The 22,207-nt window shown below is 63.2% G+C and carries 20 protein-coding genes; 7 read left to right on the top strand and 13 right to left on the bottom strand.

Features of this window, described 5'->3' with window-relative positions:
- Positions 1 to 852 (bottom strand): sulfurtransferase, encoded by an 852-nt coding sequence (locus DNA98_RS02330; RefSeq protein WP_110525188.1) that lies wholly within the window; start codon positions 850 to 852, stop codon positions 1 to 3.
- A 128-nt stretch (positions 853 to 980) separates the two neighbouring features.
- Here DNA98_RS02330 and DNA98_RS02325 point away from each other — a divergent pair, with 128 nt between their 5' ends.
- Positions 981 to 2,582: a DNA repair protein RecN gene (locus DNA98_RS02325; protein ID WP_110525186.1), complete on the top strand. Its 1,602-nt coding sequence runs from the start codon at positions 981 to 983 to the stop codon at positions 2,580 to 2,582.
- Positions 2,583 to 2,611: 29 nt separating this feature from the next.
- Entirely contained in the window at positions 2,612 to 3,925 is a 1,314-nt protein-coding gene (locus DNA98_RS02320) for a diguanylate cyclase (protein ID WP_110525184.1), read from the top strand.
- A 109-nt stretch (positions 3,926 to 4,034) separates the two neighbouring features.
- Here the strand turns inward: DNA98_RS02320 and DNA98_RS02315 are convergent, their stop codons facing one another.
- From DNA98_RS02315 to gmk, 4 genes are all read right to left on the bottom strand, one after another.
- A complete protein-coding gene (locus DNA98_RS02315; protein WP_110525182.1) occupies positions 4,035 to 4,649 on the bottom strand; it encodes a MarC family protein in 615 nt (204 codons plus the stop codon).
- A gap of 53 nt (positions 4,650 to 4,702) precedes the next feature.
- Positions 4,703 to 5,161, bottom strand: coding sequence for an arginine repressor (gene argR / locus DNA98_RS02310; RefSeq protein ID WP_110525180.1), 459 nt, complete (start codon positions 5,159 to 5,161; stop codon positions 4,703 to 4,705).
- A gap of 197 nt (positions 5,162 to 5,358) precedes the next feature.
- On the bottom strand, positions 5,359 to 5,685 hold the full coding sequence (gene rpoZ, locus DNA98_RS02305) for a DNA-directed RNA polymerase subunit omega (protein ID WP_110525178.1): 327 nt from the start codon (positions 5,683 to 5,685) through the stop codon (positions 5,359 to 5,361).
- A 79-nt stretch (positions 5,686 to 5,764) separates the two neighbouring features.
- The gene (gmk, locus tag DNA98_RS02300) at positions 5,765 to 6,442 is read right to left on the bottom strand and encodes a guanylate kinase (RefSeq protein WP_110525176.1); all 678 of its coding nucleotides are present in this window, start codon (positions 6,440 to 6,442) and stop codon (positions 5,765 to 5,767) included.
- Between the two features lie 112 nt (positions 6,443 to 6,554).
- Between gmk and DNA98_RS02295 the strand changes: the two genes are divergently transcribed.
- The 3 genes from DNA98_RS02295 (at position 6,555) to DNA98_RS02285 (ending at position 13,812) form a co-directional block, all read left to right on the top strand.
- Positions 6,555 to 8,015, top strand: a complete 1,461-nt coding sequence (locus tag DNA98_RS02295) for a glycoside hydrolase family 13 protein (RefSeq protein WP_110525175.1) — start codon at positions 6,555 to 6,557, stop codon at positions 8,013 to 8,015.
- 296 nt (positions 8,016 to 8,311) lie between these two features.
- Positions 8,312 to 12,568, top strand: coding sequence for an adenosylcobalamin-dependent ribonucleoside-diphosphate reductase (locus DNA98_RS02290; protein WP_110525172.1), 4,257 nt, complete (start codon positions 8,312 to 8,314; stop codon positions 12,566 to 12,568).
- A 134-nt stretch (positions 12,569 to 12,702) separates the two neighbouring features.
- On the top strand, positions 12,703 to 13,812 hold the full coding sequence (locus tag DNA98_RS02285) for an AI-2E family transporter (protein ID WP_110525170.1): 1,110 nt from the start codon (positions 12,703 to 12,705) through the stop codon (positions 13,810 to 13,812).
- Between the two features lie 253 nt (positions 13,813 to 14,065).
- Here DNA98_RS02285 and DNA98_RS02280 read toward each other — a convergent pair whose 3' ends face one another.
- Together DNA98_RS02280 and DNA98_RS02275 are read right to left on the bottom strand one after the other, a co-directional pair.
- On the bottom strand, positions 14,066 to 14,605 hold the full coding sequence (locus tag DNA98_RS02280) for a Rad52/Rad22 family DNA repair protein (RefSeq protein ID WP_110525168.1): 540 nt from the start codon (positions 14,603 to 14,605) through the stop codon (positions 14,066 to 14,068).
- A gap of 130 nt (positions 14,606 to 14,735) precedes the next feature.
- Entirely contained in the window at positions 14,736 to 16,595 is a 1,860-nt protein-coding gene (locus DNA98_RS02275) for a peptide ABC transporter substrate-binding protein (RefSeq protein ID WP_110525166.1), read from the bottom strand.
- 317 nt (positions 16,596 to 16,912) lie between these two features.
- Between DNA98_RS02275 and DNA98_RS02270 the strand changes: the two genes are divergently transcribed.
- Positions 16,913 to 17,485, top strand: a complete 573-nt coding sequence (locus DNA98_RS02270) for a hypothetical protein (RefSeq protein WP_110525164.1) — start codon at positions 16,913 to 16,915, stop codon at positions 17,483 to 17,485.
- A gap of 66 nt (positions 17,486 to 17,551) precedes the next feature.
- Here the strand turns inward: DNA98_RS02270 and DNA98_RS02265 are convergent, their stop codons facing one another.
- From DNA98_RS02265 to DNA98_RS02250, 4 genes are all read right to left on the bottom strand, one after another.
- Positions 17,552 to 18,295 carry a PHP domain-containing protein gene (locus DNA98_RS02265; protein ID WP_110525162.1) on the bottom strand — a complete coding sequence of 248 codons (744 nt, stop codon included), beginning with the start codon at positions 18,293 to 18,295 and terminating at the stop codon, positions 17,552 to 17,554.
- Between the two features lie 9 nt (positions 18,296 to 18,304).
- A complete protein-coding gene (locus tag DNA98_RS02260; RefSeq protein WP_233493033.1) occupies positions 18,305 to 19,204 on the bottom strand; it encodes a diacylglycerol kinase family protein in 900 nt (299 codons plus the stop codon).
- A 32-nt stretch (positions 19,205 to 19,236) separates the two neighbouring features.
- Entirely contained in the window at positions 19,237 to 19,806 is a 570-nt protein-coding gene (locus tag DNA98_RS02255; protein WP_110525158.1) for an SRPBCC family protein, read from the bottom strand.
- A gap of 73 nt (positions 19,807 to 19,879) precedes the next feature.
- On the bottom strand, positions 19,880 to 20,143 hold the full coding sequence (locus DNA98_RS02250; RefSeq protein ID WP_110525156.1) for a GlsB/YeaQ/YmgE family stress response membrane protein: 264 nt from the start codon (positions 20,141 to 20,143) through the stop codon (positions 19,880 to 19,882).
- A 205-nt stretch (positions 20,144 to 20,348) separates the two neighbouring features.
- Here DNA98_RS02250 and DNA98_RS02245 point away from each other — a divergent pair, with 205 nt between their 5' ends.
- Positions 20,349 to 21,023 (top strand): response regulator transcription factor, encoded by a 675-nt coding sequence (locus tag DNA98_RS02245; protein WP_110525154.1) that lies wholly within the window; start codon positions 20,349 to 20,351, stop codon positions 21,021 to 21,023.
- Positions 21,024 to 21,105: 82 nt separating this feature from the next.
- Here the strand turns inward: DNA98_RS02245 and DNA98_RS02240 are convergent, their stop codons facing one another.
- Positions 21,106 to 21,402 carry a plasmid stabilization protein gene (locus DNA98_RS02240; protein ID WP_110525152.1) on the bottom strand — a complete coding sequence of 99 codons (297 nt, stop codon included), beginning with the start codon at positions 21,400 to 21,402 and terminating at the stop codon, positions 21,106 to 21,108.
- A gap of 235 nt (positions 21,403 to 21,637) precedes the next feature.
- The gene (locus DNA98_RS02235; RefSeq protein WP_110525150.1) at positions 21,638 to 22,120 is read right to left on the bottom strand and encodes an SRPBCC family protein; all 483 of its coding nucleotides are present in this window, start codon (positions 22,118 to 22,120) and stop codon (positions 21,638 to 21,640) included.
- Positions 22,121 to 22,207 lie beyond the last annotated feature (87 nt).

Genomic DNA, 22,207 nt, shown 5'->3' with positions numbered 1-22,207 from the left:
TCAGCCCTCTTCCCCCTTGGCCACGGGCCGCGAGGGGTCGCTCACCCAGTCGCTCCAAGAGCCGGCATAGAGCCTGGCCCCTTTGATCCCCGCGACCTCGAGGGCCAGCAGATTCGCCGCAGCGCTCACCCCTGAACCGCAGTAGACGATGAGGTCTTTACCTTCGACCTCGGCGAAACGCGCCCGTTGCGCTTGGGCAGGTTTGAAGCGGCCACTGGCGTCCAAACCATCGGCCCAGTTGCGGTTGATAGCCCCGGGAATATGCCCGGCCACCGGGTCTAGCGGTTCGACCTCGCCGCGGTAGCGCTCCGGGGCTCGAGAATCAATCAAGACCGTATCGGCTGAGCGGCCCGCTACCGCCTCGGCATCCAAGAGCATCTCGGGGCGGGGGTGGGGGGTGAAGGTCGTGGGGGGATAGGTGGCGATACCCGGCTCGAGCTTTCCCCCCGCCTCCAGGTACGCCTTCACCCCGCCGTCCAACACTGCGACCGCGTCGTGGCCTAACCAGCGCAGCATCCACCATAGCCGGGGGGCTACCATGCCGCTATCGTCGTAGGCTACCACCCAGTGCTCGTTACCGATGCCCGCCTGGGAGAGCGTCTTGGCAAAGGCTTCCGGGGCGGGCAGGGGGTGGCGGCCCCCCTTGCGGTCGGGCCGGAGGGGAGCCGAGAGGTCGGCCTCGAGGTTCAGGTAAACCGCGCCGGGGATATGCCCCTCGCGATAGGCCATGTACCCCGCCAGCGGGTCGGCCAGCGAGAACCGCACGTCCACGATGCGCAACTTCTCATCCGCCAGATGCTCTATCAGCCACGCGGCACTGACCAAGGGGGTAGGAAGCTGAAACTCGGCCATAGATTTACTTTACCTTTCTCCGGCGATGGCTCGAAGCGTGGGTTAGTCCCTCTAGGATTCGCCCTACAACAGATAGACAGGGTTCATGTGTAAGATTGAAGCAGAGTGCCCATACGGGGTTTTGACCTGTGCTCGAACGTTTGGAGGTAAAAAACCTAGCCGTTCTCGAGGAGGTCGCGCTCGAGTTCGGCCCCGGCCTGACCGTGCTGACCGGGGAGACCGGAGCGGGCAAGAGCGTGCTGGTGGATGCGCTATCGCTGCTGCTGGGAGAGCGGGCGGAGGGGATGATCCGCCCGGGCGCAGAAGCTCTGCTCGTGACGGCCTGGTTTGATGGGCGGGTGCTTTCGCGGCGGGTCACCCATAGCCGCAGCATCCCCCGCGTAGACGGTGAGGTGGTCTCGCTGCGGGAGCTAGCGGAAGAGACCAGCCGTCACCTCACCATCCACGCCCAGCACGCCGCGCTCTCGCTCCTGGGGCGCAAGGCCCAGCGGGAACTGCTGGACGCCCTGGTGGATCCGGCCTTGCTCCAGGCCTACCGTGAGGCCTACACCCACCACCAGACCCTGCTCGCCGAACAGGGGCGGCTCGAGGCCGCCGCCCGTGAACGCGAGCGACGTCTGGACGTGCTCTCCTTTCAGCTCAAGGAGATCGAGGCGGCCAAGATCATCCCCGGCGAAGAGGCCGAACTCAAGCGCGAGGCCGAAAAGTTGCGCCACGCCGAGAGCTTGCGTGAGCGGGTAGGGCTGGCCTCGAGCCTGCTCAGCGGGGAACACGACAGCGTAGGGCAGATAGCCCAGGCCCTCAGGGAACTCAAAGCCGCGGCCAAGCATGACGAGGGGTTAGGGGGCCTTGGCCGCGACCTCGAGGCCGCCCTGGACGGCCTCAAGGCGGTAGCCCGCGAGCTCGAGGACTACCTGGATAGCCTGGAGGCCGACCCCCACCGGCTAGAGGCGGTGGAAACCCGGCTGGCCCTGCTCGAGCGCTTGCAGCGCAAGTACGGCGACAGCCTGGAGGAGGTGCTGGCCTTTGCCGAGGCGGCGCGGCGAGAGCTGGCCGAGCTCGAGCGGGCCGACGAGCGCCTGGCTGCCCTGGCCCAGGAGATCCAGGAATCCCGGCAAGAACTCCTGCACCGGGGGCATCTGCTCTCTGTGGCCCGCGCACAGGCCGCGGAGCGGCTCTCCAAGGAGGCCACGCGGGAAATTCGCACCTTGGGGATGCCCGAGGCCCGCTTCCGGGTAGAACTGCAACCCCTAGGCGAGCCGGGGCCGGAGGGGCTCGAAGAGGTGCACTGGCTCTTCAGCGCCAACCCCGGCATCGGCGAGGCCCCGCTAGAGCGGGCGGCCTCCGGGGGTGAGCTTTCGCGGGTGATGCTAGCGCTGGTGCTGCTCACCGGGGTAGAAGCGAGAACGGTAATCTTTGACGAGGTAGACGCCGGGGTGGGGGGAGAGGCGGCCTGGCAAGTAGCGGAGCGCCTGGCACGGCTGGCCCAAACCCGCCAGGTGCTGGTGGTGACCCACCTGCCCCAAATCGCCGCCCGGGCCCAGCGCCACTTTCAGGTGGTCAAAGAGCGGGGGAAAGTCCAGGTGAAGGCCATCGAGGGAGAAGAGCGGGTACGGGAACTGGCCCGGATGCTCTCGGGTTCATACTCGGAGACCGCCCTTGAGCACGCCCGCGAGCTGCTGGCCGGGGCTCCCTTGACCCCCCAAAGCGGGGTTGACCCCTTCGTATAATTCTCCGACAATACGGCCAAAGGCCCCCCATGACCTCACCTCCCGCTCAGCTCCAGGTGCTCTTTGGCTCACCCCAGGGCGCGGTGTGGTTGGATAGGCACGGTCGGGTGCGCTGGCACAACCCCGCCGCCCAGGCCCTGCTAGGGCAGGATCTGCTGGGGATTTCCCTAGCCAAGCGGTTGAGCCCCTACGACGCTTCGCGGCGACCTATTCCCCGCGAGCACAGCGCCCTAGCCACAGCGGGGGCGGCCCAAGGTCTTTTCGCCTTGATCCACGTAGATCAGCGCTGGCTCCAGGTCAGTTGCCACCCGCTGGGCGAGGGGCGGCTATGTCTTCTGGCCGACATCACCGACCTCGAGCAGCAGGCCATGGCCTACCGCACTACTTTGGAGGTGCTCTCGGGGCTGGTGCGCCAGGAGGAAAACATCGCCGACTTATTGCAACGGGTGCTCGAGACCGCAGTGGCCGTGGTGCCGGGTGGGGAGGCAGGAAGCATCTCCTTGCGCGAAGGCGATTCGTTTCGCTTCGTGGCCCAGGTGGGGTTTGATGAGGAGCTGATCGGCCATTCCTTCCCCGCCGACCTCGAGCTGCTCTGGTACGGAGAGGGGGAAACCGCTTGGCATCTGGGGCGCCCGCGGCTGATCCGCGGTTCAGAAGTGCAGCAACGCAGTGCAGCGCAGGCCGGGGAGCTTTCTGAGCTATTGAGAGCACACGGGCGGGTAAGAGAGATCCAGGCCAGCATCTGCGTGCCGGTGGTGCTCCAAGGCGAAGTGCTGGCGACCATCAACCTCGATAACCTGCGCAGCCCCGATGGATTCCCGCCGGAAGCTTTGCCCATCGCCCAGGCCTTCGGCATCCAGACCGCCGGCCTTCTCTACGGCCAGTTGGCCCGCAAAAGCCTCACCAGCCAAGCCCTTACCGACCCCCTCACCGGGCTGGGCAACCGCCGGGCGCTCGAGTACGCCTTTCCCAAGCTTCAGGCCCAAGCCAAGCGGCTAGGCCTGCCCCTCACCATGGTGTACTGGGATATGGACGGGCTCAAACGGCTCAACGACGCCCAGGGCCACGCGGCCGGGGATCAGGCCCTAAAGCGGCTGGCCGACTCGCTCCGGGCGTTCTCGCGTCAAGGGGACGCGACCTTTCGGGTCGGAGGCGATGAGTTCGTGAGCCTCCACCTCAACCTGCCGGTGAGCGAGGCTCGAGAGTTGATCGAGCGGGTGCGGGGCAATCTCCAGGTACGGGTGAGCGCGGGAAGTGCAGTCATCGACCCGGAAATGGGCCTGGAGGAAGCCTTATTCCAGAGCGATGCGGCCATGTACCAGGATAAACCCGCCCAACGCTGAGTACGCTGTTTGGGGGCATTGGGCTTTACTGACGTCGTACGCCAAACGCGGTGGATCATCCTCCGCAGGGAAGGGTACGTGAATCTTGCTACCAGTCCCCTGCGACGGCTCAAAGCCCCAGCGCCCGAATCCCGTTCGCCACATACTGTACCGCCAATGCGGCCAGCAGGATACCCAGCACCCGAGTAATGACGTTGATCCCGGTGCGACGCAATAGCCGGGATAGAGGGGTCGCTGCTCGTAGGAACAAGTAAGTAAGCAACAGTACCACTCCGGCCATGCCCAGCACTATGCCCAGGCCATATGGGGCCTTATGCGCCTCGCTGGTCAGGATCAGCACGCTGGCCAAGGTGCCAGGGCCGGCAATGAGCGGGATGGCCAGGGGAAACACCGAGAAATCCAGGCGGGTCTGGGCTTCCTCGTACTCCTCGGGGGTTTCGCGCTCGAGGTGGGCAAAAATCATATCGAAGCCAATTTTGAAAAGCAGGATGCCCGCGGCAATCCTGAGCGCGCCCAGGGTGATGCCTAGGTACTCGAGCACCGGCTTGCCCAGCAGGGCAAACCCCAGTATCACCACCCCAGCCACCACTACCGCCTTGCGCGCTAGATAGCGCTGCTCGAGGTGCGATCTACCTCCCGCCAAAGCGATGAAGATTGGCACCAACCCGATGGGGTCCACCACCACCAGGAGGGTCAAGAAAGCCTGAAAGGAGAACTCGAGCATAGCCTACAGCGCCCCTACCCCAAGCAGACAGCGGGTGAAGGGCGCTTCGCTCCCTAGATGAGATACCCCTCCATCTCGTCCTGGAGTTTCTCGGCGTCCGCGGTGCTGCGGGCCACTACCAAGATGGTGTCCTCGCCGGCAATGGTCCCCACGATGTCGTCACGACGTAAGCGGTCGAGCAACAGGGCGATCCCCGAGGCGTGGCCTTCGGCGGTGCGCAACACCAATAGGTTCTCCCCCCGATCCACGTCGTGAACGAACCCACGGAAGATACGCTTGAGCTCGTCCATCACGTCCTCGGCTAGCTCGAACTGGGTAAGCGCATATTTGTGCTTGCCCCGCCCCAGGGGAACCCGCACCAACCGAAGCTCGTTGATATCGCGGCTCACCGTGGCCTGGGTAACGTTGAATCCCTGCTTGCGGAGGCGATCCACCAGCTCGGCCTGGGTAGAAATATTTTCGCGGCTGATGATCTCTTGAATAGCTCGGTGACGTTGGTCTTTGCTCGCCATAACCCTACTCCTCGCCGCTCAGCCAGCAGGCGGTCGACGAATATACAATACGTATATACAGATTAGTTATTCATTAAAGCCGCGGCGGCCACCCTGAGATCAGGGTAACTCGATTTATGCCTTACGCTGGACGCGATAGATCATCCTCTCTTATCGCGTTGCCAGACCGCTAGGCCGAGAAGCCTTCGGCGAGGTACTCAGTCTCGGTCGCGTTCCTGCGGTTGGGGTTCGGCGGCTTCGCGGGGGTACAGCTGATCGAGCACCTTGGAAAGCCGGTCGTCGGGCACCAGGTTTTCACCGATCACGAGCCGCCCGCTCAGCAATTCCTGCATAGCCCAGGTGACAGGGTTGGGGTCGGGCTTCTCGCCCTCGAGCGTGCGCATCTTGGGCCATTCAGACGGCTCGAGCACGGTGTTTTTGAACTGGTAACACAGCAATTGCTGGGCGCGCTTGGCTACCACTACCGTCAGGCGGTACTTGGAGTCCGTAACGGTGAGCAGGGTATCGATTCTGGGTTCAGCCATAATCCTTACTCTCCCAAAAAAGCAGTGTAATGCGAAAAGGCCTAACGGGATAGGCCCACGTCACCGGGCCAGCCGCTGCTCAGGGGTTCTTTTGGGGGCCATTGCTCCTTAACTTCCGTTCGAGTTCATCCAGCTCTGCCTCCAGGGCCGGTTCGCGCTCGAGCGCGCGCTCGAGCGCCTCTCCCATGCGCTTGGTCCTGAGGCGCTCGGCTTTGATGATGCTGGAGAAATCCGAGACCGCCCGGTCAAGCTGATCGTTGACCACCACGTAGTCAAAGTGGTGGGCCTCGCGCAGTTCCTCCTCGGCGCGTTTGAGGCGCTGGCGGATCTTCTCGAGGCTATCGGTCCCGCGCAACAGCAACCGGCGACGCAGTTCAGACAGCGAAGGCGGAACGATGAAGACCAAAATGGCCTCGGGAACTTGCCGAGCCACTTGTAAGGCCCCCTGAACTTCAATTTCCAGCAGCACGTCCGTGCCTTCGGCCAGGGCTTTTTCCACCGGCTCGCGGGGGGTACCGTAGTAGTCTTCGACATACTGGGCATACTCCAAAAATCCGTTCTGGGCGATCTTGGCCTCAAACTCGGGCCGGCTCACAAAGTAGTAGTCCACCCCGTTTCGCTCTCCCACCCGCGGCGGGCGGGTGGTCATGGAGATGGAGTAGTACATGGGGCGGATGTACTCCAGGAGCCTGGCCCGGATGGACCCCTTGCCCACCCCGGAGGCTCCGGTCATGACGATGAGGTTTCCCCTTGGCATTCTTCCCACCCTCTAACCCCGGCATCCTACCACACGCCTCGTCCCTGCACCTCGGCGAGTGACGGCCAAAGCACATTCCCCAAGGAGACCTGCCGGCATAAACTTATGCGGTATGCCTCTCACCCCTGACTGGGTCAAAGACGCCATCTTCTACCAGATCTTCCCCGACCGCTTTCGCCGGGGGGATGGACCAATGGCCATGCCTACCCCCTTGAGCCAGGACTTTGAGCCCTGGGAGGCGGCCCCCACCCTGCGCGGCTTCAAAGGGGGCAACCTCTGGGGGGTGATCGAGAAGCTCGACTACATCCGAGAGCTGGGCTTCAACGCGATCTATTTCTGCCCGATCTTCGCCTCTACCGCCAACCACCGCTACCACACCACCGACTACTTCCAGGTGGACCCCATGCTGGGCGGCAACGAGGCCCTCCGCCGGCTGCTCGAGGAGGCCCACCAGCGGGGCATTCGGGTGGTGCTGGATGCAGTGCTCAACCACTGCTCGAGGGGGCATTTCGCCTTCCAAAACATCCTCGAGAACGGGCGCTTCTCTCCCTACCTGCGGTGGTTCCACGTCTACGGCTTCCCGCTCAACGCCTATTCGGGCAAGGCCAACTACGCCGCGTGGTGGGACAACCCCGAGCTGCCCAAGTTCAACACCAACACCCCCGAGGTGCGCGATTACCTGTTGCGGGTGGCCGAGTTCTGGATCGAGTTCGGCATCGACGGGTGGCGACTGGACGTGCCCAACGAGATCAACGACGACTCCTTCTGGCAGGAGTTCAGGCGGCGGGTCAAGGCCAAAAACCCTCAGGCCTACATCGTGGGTGAGATCTGGGACGACGCCAGCCGCTGGCTGCAGGGCGATCAGTTCGACGCGGTGATGAACTATCCCTTAGGGCGAGCGGTGCTGGGCTTCGTGGGAGGGGACACCCTAGACAAAGACCTGGCTGCCAAAAGCGGGCTGGGCCGGGTGGAGAGCCTCCAAGCCTTGGCCTTTAGCCACCGCCTCGAGGAGCTATTCGTGCGCTACCCCTGGGACATCGTGAGCGCCCAGATGAACCTGCTCACCAGCCACGACACCCCCCGCCTCATCACCCTGATGCGCAAGAACCTGGAGCGCACCCGGCTGGCCCTCTCGCTGCTGTATACCCTGCCCGGTGCCCCTATGGTCTATTACGGCGACGAGATCGGGCTCGAGGGAGGCCAAGACCCCGACAACCGGCGGGGCATGATCTGGCAAGAGGAGCGTTGGCAACAGCCGATCCTGGACTCCGTTCGCCATATGGCCCGGCTGCGCCGGGATCAGCCGGTGCTGCGCCGGGGCAAGTATCAGCGGCTCTACGCCCAAGACGGCCACCTGGCCTTCGCCCGAATCCACGAGCATCAGGCGTTGGTGGTCACGGTGAATGCCTCCACCGAGCCTTGGAAGCCGGTGGTTCCCCTGCACGGGGTCTGGGCCAGGGGGCAGGGGGCGCGTGACCTCCTGAGCGAGGCCCCCGCCGTCTGTCACCACGGCAACTTAGAGGCCACCCGTCCTCTACCCCCCCTAAGCTTGGGGGTGTGGGCGCTAGAGTAAGCGACAGGGTGGCGGCTTAATGTTCTTTCCAGAAAGTGATGGGAACCCTTTGACCGAAACCGCTAGTTGTAGTAGCCTCTTGCTCAGCTACCCCAATATATAGGGGCCGGAGCCTTCCGGTCGGGGGAGCTTTTGCCCTGAAAGCGGCAACTAGGGACCCGGGGACCAACCCTCGCTTCCTACGACGCCGCAACCATCAGGAGGCCATTATCTCGAGGTCAGACCTTCACCCATGCCTTCGTGGGGAGCTGATTTCCTAATCAGGGCCGGCCACGCCGGTCCGCCAGGAGGTGGCGATGGAGTTTAAACCGGGACATTTTGACGACCATGCGCAGGCGATTGCCCGCCGCCAGTACATGCAAGAGGGCGACGGGGACGTTTTAGGGATGTTCCGCCGGGTAGCGAACTGGGTAGCGGGGGCCGAGACACCTGAAGTCCGCGCCTACTGGAGCGAGGAGTTCTTCCGGCTCATGGCCTCTAAGCGCTTCTGCCCCGGCGGGAGGGTGCTGGCCGGCGCCGGAACCCGACACGGGAACGTCCTTAACTGCTTTGTTCAAGGGGCTACCGAGAACGACCCTTCTTCCTTCGACGGGGTGCTCGAGGTGGCCAAGAAACTGGCCTTGGTGACCAAGGTCGGTGGGGGCAACGGGGTCAACCTGGACCCCTACGTCGCGCGCAAAGCGGCCAGCTCCCGCCGCACGATGCGCGGCTTTGCCTATCTGCGGGCCGACCATCCCGACGTGCAGGACTTCATCCAGGGGATGATGCGCCCCCCCATCAACCCTGATGGCGAAAAAGAACCTATTACCGTCAGGAACTGGACGCGGGTGGTGTACGGCCTGGTGAACCCCGAACTGGCCGCGCTGGCCCGCCGTCATGGGGTCATGACCGTGCGGGAAAGGCCCGCCGCTGCCATCGTCGTGCCCGATGACATGGGCGGCATCATCGACGCGGCGCAGGAGGCCATTCGGCTGGCCATCACCCACGCCGAGCCCCACGTGGACTTCAGCCATCTGCGCCCGGAAGGTGCTCCCATCAAGGGCTCGGGTGGCACCAGCAGTGGTCCAGTAAGCTTCCTGGTCGAAATCTTCGACAACTTCCTGGAGTGGGCCAACCTGGGGGCGGAGAAAGCCGGCCCGGTGGCGACGCTGCGCTATGTGTACGCGCCGGTGCTCCGGGTGGTAAGGCAGGGCGGGTGCCTCCACCCTGACACCCTGGTTCACACCGACCGGGGCACCCTGCGCCTACGGGAACTCGTGGACCCCTTCCGGCGCGGCTGGCAGTCCCACACCCTGAGCGTGGCCACCGACGAGGGCTGGCGGCCTAGCCCCGAGGGGTACAACAATGGCATAGCCCCCACCCTCCGGGCGGTCCTGGAAAACGGCCTCGAGGTCCAGGGAACCCCCAACCATAAACTCAAGGTCCTCCGGGAGGATGGAACGCGCGCCTGGGTGGAACTCCAGGAACTCAAACCCGGCGACTGGGTGATCTGGGTGCTGGATGAGCACACGGGGACTCCCGTCCAGCTTGCCCCCCTGGACGAGCCCTTCCACCCCAACGCCATCCCCATCCGCACCCCCGAGGTGCTCACCGAGGATCTGGCCTTCCTTCTCGGGTTCTTCTTCGGGGAGGGCTTCGTAAGCGAGGACCGGATCGGCTTCTCCGTGCACGAGGAGGAGCCTATGCGGGAAGAGGTCAAGCGCCTTTTCCGAGAGCTCTTTGGGCTTGAACTCCGGGAGGAACGGAAAGGGGGCGACCGGAGCGTCACCCTCTTGGTCAGAAGCCGTCCCCTGGTCGCTTGGCTTAGGAAAAACGGCCTCCTCAAGGGTAAAGCCCGGGAACTGGAGATCCCCAGGGCCATCCGCCAAAGCCCCCGCCCCGTCCTCGCCGCCTTCCTGCGGGGACTCTTCGAAGCCGACGGCACCGTTACCGCGGGCTACCCCATGCTGACCACCGCCTCCAAGCGCCTGGCCCAGGACGTGACGGTCCTCTTGGGAGGGCTCGGTATCCCCTCCAAGCTTCTTCGCTACAACCCCCTGCCCGGTCGCTTCTCCAAGGCCGAGCACTACCGGGTGCGGGTGGTGACCGCCAAGGGCCTGGAGCGCTACCTGGAGAGGATCGGAGTGCCCAAGGGTTCCCGCCTGGAAGTCCTCTACCACATTCAGCCCGACACCCGCCGGGAGTCCAGCTGGCCCCTGCCCCACGCTGAGGGGCTGCTGAAACCCCTCCTGGCAGCGGCGGAAAAGGGCGGGGAGGGCCACGCCTCTCCCTACACCCCTTTGCGCAAAGACCTCCTCCGTTACCTCCGGAGTGAGCGCCGGCTCACCGCCACGGGATACACCCTGGTCCTGGAAAAGGCCCAGGGTCTCGGCTTGGAGGCCGAACCCTTCGCCTTCAACGAGTATTACGTGCGGGTAGCCACCGTGGAGCCGGGTGGCGAGATCCTCACCCTGGACCTTTCCGTAGAGGACAACCACACCTACCTGGCCAATGGCCTGGTAAGCCACAACACCCGCCGCGGGGCTGGGATGGCCACCCTTTCCATCGACCATCCCGACCTCCTCGACTTCCTCACCGCCAAGGACCTCGACCGCGAGGCCGCCGAGGGGGACATCTCCACCTTCAACATCTCCATCCTGGTCACCGAGGCCTTCTGGAACACCCTCCAGGCCGACGGCCTGTGGAGCGTGGAGCCGGTGGAGGTGCCCGGCAAGTACTACCCCGTGCCGGTGGAAGGGGAGTACACGGGCGTCATCCCCGACCTTCCCGAGCGCGAGGCGGATGGGGCGCGGCCCATCCCCGTCTACGAGGGTAAGGTCCCGGCCAAGTGGCTGTGGCACGAGATTGCCTGGCACGCCTGGGCCACCGGTGAGCCGGGCCTGATCTTCGTCGACCGCATCAACGAGCTTTCAGCCTTGAAGAACCTAGGGGAAAGGTACGTGATAAAAAGCACAAACCCGTGCGGCGAAATTCCCCTCACCGTGGGCGAGCCCTGCGACCTGGGGGCGATCAACCTGGCCGCTTACGTCGAGGGCGGCCGGTTCGACTTGGCCGAGTTCCGCAAGGACGTGCATACCTGCGTGCGCTTCCTGGATAACGTCCTCGACGTGAATGTTTTCGCCCTCGAGGACAACCGCGTCGCCAGCCAGACCCTGCGCCGCCTCGGCCTGGGGGTGATGGGCCTGGCCGACGCGCTGATCAAGCTGGGTCTGCCCTACTCCTCGGAGGCTGGGCGCCAGGCGGTGGCCGAGATCATGAACGCCCTGCGCGAGGAGGCCATCAAAGCTTCCGAGCAGCTTGGCGAGGAGCGGGGGGTGTTCCCCCTCTACCGCGAGAACCCCGCGGCCTTCGAGGCGCTGGGCATCCACCCGCGCCGCAACGTGGCGGTGCTCACCGTGGCCCCCACCGGCACCACCAGCATGCTGATGGGTGTCTCCAGCGGCATCGAGCCGGTGTTCTCCCCCTTCATGTGGCGGCGCATCGGCGGGCAGTACAAGGCCCTGCTGCACCCGCTGTTCGTCGAACTGATGGAGCAGCACCCCGCCCGCGAGGCCTTCGCCACCCCGGAGGGCAAGTGGGACTGGGACAAGCTCGTCGAGGCCATCCAGGCCAACCACGGCAGCGTGAAGGGCATCAAAGGCATCCCCGAAGCCATCCAGGCCGTCTTCGAAGGTGCTCACGACGTGCCGCCCTTGGACCACGTGCGTATGCAGGGGGTGGTGCAGCGGGCCTTCGACGCCGAAGGCTACGCGTCCAACTCGTTGTCAAAAACTATCAACCTGCCCAACGAGGCCACGGTGGAGGACGTGGAGGCCGCCTACACCGAGGCCTACCTCACCGGCTGCAAGGGCATCACCGTCTACCGCGACGGCAGCCGTGAGCTCCAGGTGCTCTCGGTGAGCAAAAGCGAAAAGAAAGAGGCCAAAGAGGATACCCATACCGTGGTACAGCCTGCGCTTCTCGAGCCTCCTACCCCGCCCTCCCAGCCCAAACCCGGCCAACCCGTCTTCGAACGCACCGGACGTCTGGTCGGCTATACCGACATGGTCAAGCTCACCGCCGCCGACGGCACCCGCCGGGGATTCTTGGTGACGGTAAACATGCAAGGCGAGCACCCGGTGGAAGTGATCCTGACCAGCGGCAAGGCAGGCGACGAGGCCAATGCCGATAGCGAAGCTTTGGGCCGCATCGTCTCGATTGCTCTGCAATACGGCGTGCCCGCCGAAGCCCTGATCAAGACCCTGCGCGGCATCAACGGCGGCCTCTATGGCAACTACCAGGGCCGCTTCGTGACCTCCAAGGCCGATCTGATCGCGGTGGCCCTGGAGACGCTTTTTTCTCCGGCACCCTCCCCCTCCAAGGAAGAGAAGCAGGCCGTGGCTGCCCCTTTTGTCCAAACCGCCCAACACCTCGACGGCGACAACTTTTCCATCCACATCCCAGCTCAGCCCAAGGCCAAGGCGGGCACCTGCCCGGAGTGCGGAGAAGCGAATTTGGTGCGAGAAGAGGGCTGTGTAAAGTGCTATAGCTGCGGGTATAGCAAATGCGGGTGAGGTAAGCCAGCGCCTAAACCCCCAGGCCAAGGCTTGGGGGTTTTTCCTGTGCTGGTGGCGGGGGGGAGGGCTCGAGCTCGCTTTCTGGTTGGCCTTACCACGGGGGCTTGCTGGCACCCCACTACAATTGGGCCATGCGAGCGACATTCCGAGAACTTTGGAAAAATCCCTGGGTCCGCGCCGCCGTTTATCTGGGAATCGGCCTGTTAATGCTCTATTTGCTCCTCCATCTGCTGAGTCAGGCCCGCGCGGCGATCGTCACCCTGGCCCTCGGCTTCGGCTTCGCCTACCTGGCTAGCCCGATAGTGCGCTGGTTCGAGCGGCGCAAGCTACCCCGCTGGCTGGGGGTTTTGGCGGTGTACGCGGGGCTTCTGGTCTTCCTGGCGCTGGCTTCGGCCTTGCTGGCGGAGATGGTGGGGCGCTTCTCGCAGATAGTGGGCAAACTCCCCGCTACCATGGGTATGGCCTTACAGTGGCTGCACGATACCCCGGCCAACCTAGGGGCCATTCCCCTGCCGGAGGAGGTGCGCTCGTTGCTCTCCGAGTTCGGGTTGAACCTGCAACGCATCCTCGAGGGGTTTGGCCAAAGCCTCTTGGGCACCCTACAAAACCTCCTCTCGCAAGGCGGGCGGCTGGTCGATTTTCTCATCGGTCTGGTAGGTGGGGTAGCCCAGGCGTTGGTGGCGCTGGTAATTTCCATTTATCTGCTCTACGATCTACCCAGGATCGCTAGCGCGCTGTTGCGCCTCGTTCCCAAACCCTACCAATCCCGCACCCTGGAAATCGCCCGTAAAGCCGACGTGGCCTTCGGGGGTTATATCCGGGGCCAGCTGCAGGTAGCGTTCTGGGTGGGGCTCACCATAGGGGTGGGCCTCGCCCTGGTAGGAGTCCCGCTGGCGGGGGGGCTGGGCTTGCTGGCGGGGGTATTCAACCTCATCCCCTATGTGGGGGTGATCGTCTCCACGGTCCCAGCCTTGCTTCTAGCCGCTACGGTAGGCTGGCCGACGGTGCTGCTCACGTTGCTGGTAGTGTGGCTGACCAACCAGCTCGAAGGGCACCTGCTCTCTCCGCGCATCCTGGGTTCGACCACCAACTTGCATCCGGTTACGGTGATCGCGGCGATCCTGATAGGAGCCAGCCTATTCGGCCTGCTGGGGGCCTTGCTGATGGTGCCCACAGCGGCCTTTGCCAAAATCCTGATCCAAGACTACTACCTCAAAAGCCGCCTATACGAGGAAGGGTAAAAAGTAGCGCCAGGTAAATTTCCTGCATGGTGTCGTACGTCGAACGCAATACGCAAAACGCCAGACGCTAAACGCGGGGGACGATCCCCTACGGGACGGGCGGTGCCCGTACACCCGAGGTAGATTCCCTTTGGGACGGGCTACGCCCGTACACCTTGGGGACGATCCCCTTCGTATGACGTATGACCTCCTCTAGCCGAGAAGGGTAGGCAAATCTTGCTACCAGAGCCCATCGGGAAGGGCTAGCGCAGCCTTAGGCTACCTTACGCACGTCGCTGCCATCAGGGTTGAGGAGGATGACTTCAGGTAGGCGCACGCCTTTGGCAACGGCCGCGGGTAGGCCCTCGAGCCGCTTCAGCACATCGAAGGGGACGAACTTATGCTCGCCGGTGATATAGACCTTGGGGTAGCGGTAGAGTTCCCGCCCTACCCCCCATTGGGTCGCGGCCCGTTTCATGGCCCCGGAGATGCCCCCTTTCACCGGCTCGATGTCGGAGACGCTGGAACCGTCCCACTTCCAAATCCACTCGCCGCTCTCATCTCTGACCCCAATGCCGCACAGCCAGGCCATGCCCTCACCGCTGCCTATTTCCTTGAGGGCGTTCTGCCAGCCAAACGGTCCAAAGGCTGCGTCAAAGCGGCCCATCACCGCGCGGTTGTCGATGTAGGGAGCAATCAGGGTCTTACCGCTCTTGACAGCCTGCACCTTCCACTCAATCTCGTCAGGGCGGAGGGGGGAGGTCAGGATCTCGAGGGGGTTCTTGGCCACATTTTCTGTTTCAGACATATTCATGCCATTATTTTACTACAAAAACTAATAACCGCCTAGCTGCCCTGACCCGGGAGCAGCCTTGATGTTCGCTGTGGACTAGAGCACCAAAAAAGCCCGCAGAAGATCTGCGGGCTCGAGGCTAGCAGCTTGGTTATTGCTCGAAAGTGCGGGCGTAGTTAGCTTGGTCAAGGCGCTTTTGAGCGCCGCGCGAGGCCCAGCCGATCTCCCAGGAGTTCCAGCCCGGGTAGCCATAGCCGCCCGAGTAGGTCGAGGCGACGTAGTTCACCAGGCCCTCACGCACCACGAAGGCGTTGGAGCGGAAATACAGCGGAATGGCGGCCACGTCCTTGGCCCAGATCTCCTGGGCTTGTCCGTAGAGCTGTTTGCGCTTGGCGGCGTCGAACTCCACCTTGCCCTGCGAAACCAGCCGGTCGTACTCGTCGTTGTGCCAGCCCGCCATGTTCTGGCCGGTGTAGTTGTTGTCTTTGGTAGGGGCGAAGATCGCGCCGGTGTTGGCATCTTTGTACTGGTAGCCGCTGCCGTCTTCGGCCAAACTAAAGTTCCAGGCAAACATGAATAGGCCGGTCCAGCGCCCTTCGGAGGCCCGCTGGCTGTAGTCATCGGCGAAGACCACGGCTGAAGGCGCATTGTTGATGCGTACCGCAATGCCCACCTGCTTGAGGTTGTTGGCGATGAACTGCTGCACCCGCTCGCGCACCGCGTTGCCGGCGGTGGTCACGAACTCGATCTCGAAGCGCTTACCGTTACGCACCAGGATGCCGTCGGGACCGGGCTTCCAGCCCAGGTCGGCCAACAGTTGCTTGGCCTTGGCGGGATTGTAGGGGTACTTGGTGACATTGGGGTTGTACAGGGGGTTCGCCGGCACCATCCAGGCGTTCGCCACCGGTTGCAGCCCGTTGAAGAGCGCCTTGACCAGCTCGTCGCGGTTGATCGCGTAGAGGATGGCCTGACGGGTCCGAGGGTCGTCGAGGCCCAAGTCCTTCACCTGCTGCACGTTATCAAACTGGTTGACCTCGATGTGCTCGAAGACCGGTCCAGGTACAAACCAGATATTGAAACGGCCCTTGGCGCGGCTGGCGAGCTGGGGCGAGCGAGCCTGATCGAAGGAGAGCGCGACTGAGGAGGTCGCGTCGATGCTCCCGCCTAGGATCGAGACCAAAAGGGTATTGGTGTTCTGGATGAAACGGTAGGTGACCCGCTGGACGTACTTGTCCGCCCCACCCGGCACCGAGACCGCGGTGAAGTTGGGGTTGCGCTGCATCTGCACGCTATTTCCGGGAACCCAGCGGGTGACCCGGAAAGGCCCCATCCAGGGCATCTTGCCCGCATTGATGGCCTGCGGGGTGGAGAAGCTATTGAAAAAAGCCCGGTAAAGGTCGCTGATCTTCTCAGCGTCCTTATCCACGTTGAGCTTCTTGGCCTGCGCCAGGGTCTTCTCCCACTCCGCGCGCATGGCGTGAGCGGGGGCGTAGCCTATAGGGGCTCCGATCAGGTCGGTAAAGTACGCAGGCTCAAAGGTAACCGTGAAGTTGCGATCGTCGGCCACCTGGAGGCTCACCCGCTCCCAGTAATCGGGCACCGGGGTAGGCATCCCGGGGGCCTTGCCCATCTCGTAATAGAGCTTGATGTCATCGGTGGTAAAGGGTTTGCCATCCGACCACTTGAGCCCATCTTTGAGGGTCAGGCGGATGGAAACCTTGCGCTTGCCCTTCCCAAGGTCGCTAAAGGTAATCCGCCCGTTCTGGGGGGTGGGCACTTCGGTCACCAGCACCGCCTGGTTATCGCTCTCCTCGTTGATCACGATCAAGGGAGGCAATAGGTAGTTCTGGATCTCGGTCTTGATGCTCTGGGTAGAGATTACGTTGAGCACATCCCCGCCTAGCACCTTGGGCTCTTGCGAAGCCCCCACTACCAAGCTGTTGTCCTGGGGACCGGCCAAAGCCATGGCCCCGAACGCGGCAGCCACGGCGAGGTACTGGATGGACTTCATCTACCAAACCTCCTCGTTGCCCTAAATCGGCCCTTCATCGAGTAGCACAGCGCCGATGGGCTGATTCTTAACAGTGACAGAGCGAGCTCGGCTCGTCATCGTTTGGGAGATGGGGGAACCATCCTCCGTTGAGGGGAAAGCGGCGCTCCACCTTTTGGTGGATACCTTCAGCTTCGGCAACGGGAGCCACAAAGCCCTTACTCTTTTCAGGATAGTCTCAGCCCTGCAACAGGGCGAACTCAGGCGGCCTCCCTAGGCTAGGGGACAGAGGCTAAACCCGTCCAGGGTTTAGCCCAAACCTCAACAAGGAGAACCACATGAAGCACACCCTGACCCGATGGATTCTCGCCAGCGTAGCAGCAGTGGGGATCAGCTCTTCCGCCTTGGCCGCAAACGCTCTAGACCCAGCCCGCCTTAAGTTTGGGGTCGACCTCGCCTTATCTCCCGCCTTTGGAGCTGGAATCGTCGCAGGGGCCTCCTATAACTACCTCGCCAACCTGGCGACCGGGGTGAACCTGGGGGCTCGAGCCAGCCTTGATCTGGCCTTCGCCGGAACCGCGGTGGGCCAACTGAGCGCAGCGCCGGTCGCCACGTTTGACATCACCAACGGGGGAATTTTTGTAGGGCCCTCCATCGGTATCGGCTTCGGGGGCGGGGCAGCCTCTTTTGGGTTTGGCGTGCTGGGGGGCATCGAGTACAACGTAAGCCCGGAGTTGATGCTCTACGGGCAGACCTCCCTTAACATCGCCCCCGGCTTTGCCGGGAACCTGGTAGCCGGTGCCGACTTCGAGATCAGCAGCCCGGTCTCGGTATTCGGCGAGGCACGGGTGGTCTTTGGCGGTACAACCTCGGCCTTCGGCCTGGCGGCGGGCATCAACTACCGGCTGTAAGCCCTCCGCTGAGCGCTACCCCCGGCCAGGCGGCCGGGGGTGTGTTATCTACGATGAAGCTCCCTCTTAAGCCCCCATCATCCGCTTGCGTCCCATATCCCAGAGCTTCTGCACGAAAGCCAAGACCGGGTGGGTCCACTCCCCCATCACGGTGCCTTCGCGTAACGCCGCCAGGAGATCTGCGGGGGTGTGGATCGGGCGCTGGGGGGCTTGCACCCAAGCTGCCCCGACTTGGGCTAGGGTATGAGCATCAGAACCTGCGCTCTTAGGCAAACCCCGCTCGTCCGCCCATTGGGCGGCGGCACGGTTCCAAGTAGGGCGGGAGATGCGGGCGTTGAAGCTCTCTACGATGTCGATTTGTCCTGCGATGCGCTCGAGCGCCGAGGGCGTAAGCCGGTAGCGCTTGAGCGGATCGAATCCGTGAGGCAGCAGCACCAGCCCGCCCTGGGCCTTGATGCGCTCTACGGTTTCTTCTGCGCTCAAGCCTGCCGGGATCTTCTCGCGGAGGAACAGCCCGATGATCTCGCCGTCGCGGCTCGAGACCTCCTCCCCCACGATCACCGTGAGTTCGCTTCCTAAGGTCATCTCGCGCAGTCGCTGGGCTCCCCAAATTTCGTTATGGTCGGTAATGGCCTGTACGGTAATGCCCCGGGCCTTACAGCGCCCAGGGAAAGCCGCCAACGGGGTACGGCAATCCGCCGAAGCCTCGCTGTGGCAGTGGAGGTCTATGCGCATCATCCCCTCCCGCACCATCCCCACCGCCGCTACTTCTTCGGCGGTGGGTTCAGGAGGGAGCTTCGGCTGATCCATGCGCTCACCTCAGGTAGCCTGGGGAGTGGCCCCAGGCGGAAGCTTTCCGAGCTGCGCCGGGGTCTCCTCCGGGGGCTGGACCCCAGCGGGTAACCAAAGCTCGAGCGCTGCAGGCCGGAGCTCGAGTTCCACCAGCGCGGGACGTTCCGCCGTGCGGATCTCGGCGTCCAGGTGGAAGGGTGAACCGTCCCACTCAAGCTGCAAGCGCTTACACCGATGTACGGTCACATTGGGTAGCTCCTCCAACCGGTTTTGGAGTAGACCGGAGAGATAACGGGTAAGGCCTACCCGACCATCCTCGCGGATCAGCACCACATCGAACCAGCCGTCGCAAGGACTGGCCTCGGGGGCCAGGCGCAGCCGGGGCCCCAGCGCCGGGGTATTCATCACCTCCAACAAGAGCACCGCTGGTTCATCCACTTCTTCGCCGTCGAGGGATATCCGCAAAGGGCAAGGCTGGAAGCTCGAAACGGCCTGGACGAAAGACGTAAGGGCGCGAAGTGGGCTTTTCCCGGCCTCGGGGTCATAAGCAGCCATAGTGGCGGCGAAGAGGCCCCAGCCAGCCCCTTCCAAAAAGAAGTCTTCCCCCCAGGGTCCACGCACCCATCCCAAGTCATAGGTTTTGCGCTGCGGTTCCGCCAACCCGCCAATCAGCTCGGCGGGGCTCCCCACCAACCCTAAGGCCCCGCCGATGTTGTTAGCGGTGCCCATCGGCAGGATGGCCAGCGGGACGCCCCGCCCGGCCAGCCGCCCCGCCACGGCCCGCACCGTGCCATCTCCACCCGCTACCACCACCAAGTCGCCGGGGTCCAAAAGCGCCCGCTCTAGATCCTCCGGGCTCTCGGTAGGTACGTGCTGGGCTGCATACCCAGCCCCGATCAACAACGCCTCGAGCTCGGCGCTCGAGATGGCCCCCGCCCCTCCGGCGTTAGGGTTATGGATCAGGGTAGCCTTGAGCGGTCTTTTTTTTTCACCAACTCCGACTCGAGCGGGTTAGGGGTGGAGGAGGCGGTGGGGGGAGCGGGTGCGTCGGTGTCGGAAGAGGCATCCAGTTCAGCCTCCGGGTCGGGCGGAACAGCTTCGTGCGCAGGCCAGCTCGCGATGATCTGGCGCAGGTTCTCCAGGTCCTGCTCGAGCATCTTTTGCGGATTCTTGAACAAGCTGGCGAACGCCTCTCCCACTGCCCCACCGGGTGGGGTGTATTCGACATAAACTTCTATACGGGTTTGCTCTCCCTCCGGCTCGACGCGGATGTGGCCCTGGGTTTTTATCGAGCCCTCCACCGATTGCCAGGCCAACTCCCGGGCCGGGTTCATGACCGTGGTCACCGCCTTCCAAGTGACCGGGATGCCCAGCGGGCCACGCAAACGCCACTCAGAGGTGCGATCCCCTAGCATGGTCACCTTTTCTACATGCGACATGAACTGGTCAAAGTTTTGGTAATTAGAGATGTAACTCCAAACTGTGCCGACGTCGGCAGGAACTACCGTGGTAGCCTCGGCCTTGTACATCCATTCCTCCTCGTGCTTTACTCCAGCATTTTAGCTCCCTTGAGGGGAGCCAATGCTACACGCCGCAAGCGGGCTAAAGTATCCGCACTGCCCGCAGGATAAAGATCAGTACGATCGCCCCTAACACCCCCCAGAGGATGCCGATGAGGCTGAAGCTACCCGCCGCCGCCGCGCCACCGATTCCTAACACATCCGCAAATAGCCAACGACCCAACGCCGAACCTACGATACCGATAACGATATTGGCCAAAGCGCCTTGTCGGGCGTCCGTGCCCATGATCAAGCTGGCCAGCCAGCCGATGAGCGCACCCACCAAAATGGCAACAATCCAGTCCATATCCTACCTCCTTTTAGCGACGCTTGACGGTCGCTTAGCCATCACGCTAAGGAGGGGCTTTGAACCCCCCCTGTGGCTTGGCTGAGCCGGTGCTGAGTGGCCACAACCGACGACTGGGTCGAAATCTCGAGCGCGGTAGATCATCTAGTAAAGCCGTTTCGAAAAGTGGTTTGCGTTTCGTTGGCGGGTTATATATAACAAACATATGCAGCGCATCCTGGTGATCGATGACGACCCGAGCGTGGGAAACTTTCTCAAGCGCGGTCTGTCCTACGAGGGCTTCGCGGTGGAGGTGGCCGAGTCGGGGGAAGTGGGGCTTTCCAAAGCCCGTGAAAGATACCCCGATTTGGTGATCTTGGACGTGATGATGCCGGGAATCGATGGCCTCGAGGTCCTGAAGCGCCTACGCAGCGCCGACGAAAAACTGCCGGTGATCATGCTTACCGCCAAGGATGCCCCCGGGGACCAGATCAAAGGCCTCGACACCGGAGCCGATGACTACGTGATCAAGCCGATTAGCTTCGAGGTATTGTTAGCCCGTATCCGCAGCCTTTTGCGCCGCCATAAAGCCGAGGCTCCTAGCGTACTGCGCTTTGCCGATTTGGAGATGAACACCGAGGCTTTCACAGTACGGCGTGGCCCGCGGGATATCACCCTCACCAGCCTGGAGTTTCGGCTTTTGCAAACCTTCATGGAAAACCCGGACCGGGTGATGCATAAACACCTTTTATTGGATAAAGTTTGGGGAACCGACTTTTTCGGCGACGCCAACGTGGTGGAAGTCTATGTGAAACAGCTCCGCCAGAAACTCGAGGCTGGCGGAGAGCCCCGCCTAATTCAGACCATCCGCGGAGCTGGTTACGTGTTGCGCGAAAAGTAGCCAACCCTTGACTACCGCCTCCAGGGGCATCCCCGACCCACGTCCAGGGTCGAATGCCGAACGAGGCGGACGTGGTGCGGCATCAGCGGGACGCGGCGGCCTTGCGGCGGCGGGTTTCCCAACCCTTCTTGGCCGCCTCGCTACGGGTTCGGGAGACCTCGCCCTTGGATTTTGGGTCACCTGCTGGGGAGCTCGAGCGGGCGCTGCGGCCCCGCCCCGCCCCCGACTTCTTACCGCCTCCATCCTGCTTGTTCACCGTGGCCCAGGCGATCTGCTCGGCTCGGCCCTCGCTCACCCCACGTTCGCGGTAGCTTTCCTCGATGTGCTGCGCCTTACGCTTTTGTTTGTCGGTGTAGGCAGACTTATCCCCGCGCGGCATACCAAACCTCCTTTTCTTTTTCGCAACTAAGGTATCCCTCGTACCTGAGGCCTGACTGACCGAAGGCTGAGCCCGAGGTGTCGAGCTTCGGTTCGTCCTTGCGCGTACAACCTGGGCGCGAGCCCCTGATCTTGTAGGGCTCGGCCAAAACTGCACCCGGTAACGCTCGGGGTGGCAGCGGAAATCCACCCCCAGTGCAGCTTGGCCTAGCCCGTGCGGCTCATCTGAAGCCGGGTTATGCCGTCGGCGGCGCTGGCAGCGGCTCGGTACGGGTGCTGCCCTCGAGGTGAGTCTGCAAGTCCTGGAGGATCAGCTTTAGGTTTTTATCGGGTTCCACGAACGCGCTAGCCCACCAGTCGGCGAGCTTTTGGGCCAGGCCGGAGCCCAGATCTCCGGCAGCCCGTACCTCCAGGGCGACCCGGGTGCCTTCGTCGGTCTCCGCAAACTCCACCCGGCCCGTGGCCTCAGCGGTATGGGCAGAGCCTTCTACGGTGGCAAACTCGAGGCAACGCTGCGGCTCCAGCCGGGTAGCCTTCAGCACGAACACCAAATCTAGGTCCTGGGCTCCGCGGTAGACAAAACGCCAACCTCCGTCCTGGCGCACCACCTGTTTGAAGTTGGAGGACCACAAGGGCCACTCGTGGAAACGGGTGAAAGTATCCCAGACGACCCCTAGCGGGGCTCGAATCAAGACGCTGACTTTGCTCTGAAGTTTCATCTAACCTCCTCTAGGCCCCCGCCACGACCGGGAGCGCCCGAGGGTTGGCTTGGGCCTCCACCCACAAAGCGACCGGAGTGCCTTGAA

Origin of the sequence: Meiothermus sp. Pnk-1 (assembly GCF_003226535.1) — a bacterium.
GTDB lineage: Bacteria > Deinococcota > Deinococci > Deinococcales > Thermaceae > Allomeiothermus.
The sequence above is the reverse complement of the archived record's forward strand: the minus strand, read 5'-3'. Positions and strand labels throughout refer to the sequence as shown.